A 3,461-nucleotide genomic window follows, 5' to 3' on the forward strand; every position below is an offset into this window, starting at 1 on the left:
GGTCAGGCCTTCCACTACATCCCTTGCCTGAACGATTCGCCCGCCGGCATGGCGGCCCTGGCCGAGCTGGCCAAGCGCCACCTCGCAGGCTGGGTCGACGAGCCGCCGGCCAGCGACGACGCACGCGAAGCCTCACGCCAGCGCGCGCTGGCGATGGGCGCCAGCGACTGAAACAAGAAGGGCCGCAGATGCGGCCCTGGGATCAAGCGCGGACGACCGCGTCCGGCTCGTGTTGCGGCTTCAGCCAACGCACCAGGCGCGGCAAGACCAGCACGCTGACCACGATGACCAGCAGCGTCAACGACATCGGGCGCTGCAGGAAGATCGTCCAGTGCCCCTCGCCGATCGACAGCGCATTGCGCATCTGCGCTTCGGCCAGCGGGCCGAGGATCATGCCGACCACCACTGGCGCGGTCGGAAAATCGAAGCGCCGCATCGCCACGCCCAGCAGGCCGATGGCATAGAGCAGCACCAGGTCGAACGCCGACTGGCGCATGCCGTAGACCCCCACCGTCGCGAAGATCAGGATGCCGGCGTACAGCGGCGCCTTCGGCACCTTCAGCAGCTTGACCCACAGGCCCACCAGCGGCAGGTTCAGCACCAGCAGCATCACATTGCCGATGTACAGCGACGCGATCAGCGCCCAGACCAGTGGCCCGTTGGTGTCGAACAGCTGCGGACCAGGCTGGATGCCGTAATTCTGGAAGGCGCCCAACAGGATCGCGGTGGTGTTCGACGTCGGAATGCCCAGCGTCAGCAAGGGCATCAGCGTGGCCGTGATGGCCGCGTTGTTGGCGGCTTCAGGGCCAGCCACGCCTTCGATGGCGCCAGTCGTGCCGAACTCTTCCTTGTGGCTGGAGAGCTTCTTCTCGGTCGCGTAGCTAAGGAAGGTCGGAATCTCGCTGCCGCCGGCGGGGATGGTGCCGAACGGTATGCCGATCAACGTGGCGCGAATCCACGCCGGCCATGAGCGCTTCCAGTCGCTGCGGCTCATGTGCACGCGGCTCATCTTGTTCTGCGTGTCGACCGTCTTGCCTTCGTACAGCACGTTGTACAAGGCCTCGCCCACTGCGAACAGGCCCACCGCAATCAGCACCACCTCCACACCGTCCATCAGTTCGGGCACGCCGCCGGTGAAGCGGGTCACGCCGGAGATCTGGTCGATGCCCACCACCCCCATCGCCAGGCCGATGGCCAACGCGGTCAGGCCACGCAGCGTGCTCTGCCCCAGCACCGCCGACACGGTGGTGAAGGCCAGCAGCATCAGCATGAAGTACTCGGGCGGCCCCAGCTTGACCGCATAGTTCGCGACCAGCGGTGAGCAGAAGGTGACCACCACCGTGGCGATGGTGCCGGCCACGAACGAGCCGATGGCTGCAGTGGCCAGAGCCGCGCCAGCGCGGCCGCTCTTGGCCATCTTGTTGCCCTCCATCGCCGTGACCATCGAGCCCGATTCGCCCGGTGTGTTCAGCAGGATGGAAGTCGTCGAGCCGCCGTACATCGCGCCGTAGTAGATGCCGGCAAAGAAGATCATCGACGCCGTCGGCTCGACCTTCAGCGTGATCGGCAACAGCATCGCCACCGCGGTGGCCGGGCCGATGCCAGGCAGCACACCGACCGCGGTGCCGATGATGCAGCCGAGCAGCGCCCACAGCAGGTTGATCGGGGTGCCAGCGGTGGCGAAGCCGTGCAGCAGTTGGTTCAGGATGTCCATATCAGTACCGCCGGGCCGTTCCCAAGGTATTGAACGCCCCCTCGGGGGGGTGAGCCCGGACACGAACAGTCCGGTGGACTGTTCGTGCCTGGCGAGCGACCGGGCCACTGGCACGGTGCGGCCTGCAGGGCCGCGAACGCAGAGAGCTTGGGGGTGTCATAACCATCCGGTCGAGGTGAGGCCGGGCAGGCCGATGGAGAGCAGCTGGGTGAACATCCAGAACACCGGCGCCGAGATCGCCAGGCCGACCAGCACGTCGAGCGCCAGCGCCTGCGGGCGGATGCCGCGTTCGCCTTCAGCCACCTTGAAGCCACGCACGGCGAGCACGAAGCACAAGGTGCAGCTGAGGATGAAGCCGATCGTCGTGATCAGCGCGGCGTTGGCCAGGATGCCGGCGCTGACCCAGGCGAACCCGCGCCAGTCGCCCCGATCGGAGCCTGAGGGCTCCTCCATGTTGCGAAAGCCGCCGCTGGTGGCCTCCCAGATGAGCCACGCGCCGCAAACGCTGAGCATCGCGCCGACCACCAAGGGAAGGAAGTTCGGCCCGACACCCGCATAACCGGCATCCGACGAGAGCTGGAATGCCCCCCAGACGAACCCGATGCCGGCGAGCAGCGTGCCGGCGCCCAGTGCCGTCTGCGGCGCCCTCATGCCGGCCTCCAAGCGCGATGGGCGCGGCAAGCCTCGCCCCATGCAGGGCGACGTGTTGGCGTGGCCATCGTCAGATCATCCCGGCCTTGACCATGATCGCGCGCAGGCCCGCGAATTCATCGTCGACGAACTTCTCGAACTCCGGGCCGACCATCAGCGCCGAGGTCCAGCCGTTCTTTTCGAGCGATTCGGCCCAGGCCTTGCTCTTGGTCGCCTTGACGATCATCTCGGTCAGCGCCTTGCGCTGGTCCGGCGTGATGCCGCCGGCGCCATAGACACCGCGCCAGTTGCCGATCACGACGTTGATGCCCTGCTCTTTCAGCGTCGGCACGTTAATGCCCTTCAGGCGGGTGTCCGAGGTGACGCCGATCGCGCGCATCTTGCCCGCCTCGATGTAGCTCTGGAACTCGCTGTAGCCGCTGCCGCCGATGGTCACGTTGCCGCCCAGGATGGCGGCAGTGGCCTCACCACCCCCACGGAACGGCACGTAGTTGATCTTCGATGCGTCGACACCCACCTCGCGGGCGATCATCGCGGCCGCCACGTGCTCGGTGGAGCCGCGCGAACCGCCGCCCCACTTGACGCTGCCCGGGTCCTTCTTCATCTGCTCGACCACGTCCTTCATGGTCTTGAACGGCGAATCGGCCGGCAGCACGAAGACGTTGTATTCGCTGGTCAGGCGCGCGATCGGCGTGGCCTGCGACAGGCTGACCGGCGGCTTGCCGGTGATGATGCCGCCCAGCATCACGGCGCCCATCACCATCACTGCGTTCGGGTCACCCTTGCCGGAGTTGACGAACTGCGCCAGGCCCAAAGCGCCGGCGGCGCCGCCCTTGTTGTCGTAGCTGACAGTGGCCGCTGCGCCCGACTCTTGCAACGCCTTGCCCAGCGCGCGGCCGGTGGTGTCCCAGCCGCCCCCGGGGTTGGCCGGGATCATCATCTTCAGGTTGGCACCCGCGGCGGCCAACGCCTGCAGCGGCAGGCCCGAGCTGGCAGCCAGGGCGGCGAGTGACTTCAGGAAGGTGTCTCGGCGCATCGCAGTCTCCTTGGAGGTTCGTTTGGGGACACTGGCATGCTCGCCATTGGGGCTGTCATC

General features: G+C 67.1%; 3 protein-coding genes. All 3 read right to left on the reverse strand.

Annotation, left to right across the window (positions count from 1 at the left end):
• Positions 1 to 202: 202 nt before the first annotated feature.
• Positions 203 to 1,714 (reverse strand): tripartite tricarboxylate transporter permease, encoded by a 1,512-nt coding sequence (locus tag AC1DYI_RS29925; RefSeq protein ID WP_477207760.1) that lies wholly within the window; start codon positions 1,712 to 1,714, stop codon positions 203 to 205.
• A gap of 156 nt (positions 1,715 to 1,870) precedes the next feature.
• Positions 1,871 to 2,365 carry a tripartite tricarboxylate transporter TctB family protein gene (locus AC1DYI_RS29930; protein WP_477207761.1) on the reverse strand — a complete coding sequence of 165 codons (495 nt, stop codon included), beginning with the start codon at positions 2,363 to 2,365 and terminating at the stop codon, positions 1,871 to 1,873.
• Between the two features lie 70 nt (positions 2,366 to 2,435).
• Positions 2,436 to 3,401 carry a Bug family tripartite tricarboxylate transporter substrate binding protein gene (locus AC1DYI_RS29935; protein WP_477207762.1) on the reverse strand — a complete coding sequence of 322 codons (966 nt, stop codon included), beginning with the start codon at positions 3,399 to 3,401 and terminating at the stop codon, positions 2,436 to 2,438.
• Positions 3,402 to 3,461 lie beyond the last annotated feature (60 nt).

This window comes from Ideonella sp. P3_A4, assembly GCF_056403075.1.

Excerpts from the sequence above, each read along its gene's own strand:
- AC1DYI_RS29935 (WP_477207762.1), bottom strand. The coding sequence starts at position 3,401 with ATGCGCCGAGACACCTTCCTGAAGTCACTCGCCGCCCTGGCTGCCAGC.
- AC1DYI_RS29925 (WP_477207760.1), bottom strand. The coding sequence starts at position 1,714 with ATGGACATCCTGAACCAACTGCTGCACGGCTTCGCCACCGCTGGCACC.
- AC1DYI_RS29930 (WP_477207761.1), bottom strand. The coding sequence starts at position 2,365 with ATGAGGGCGCCGCAGACGGCACTGGGCGCCGGCACGCTGCTCGCCGGC.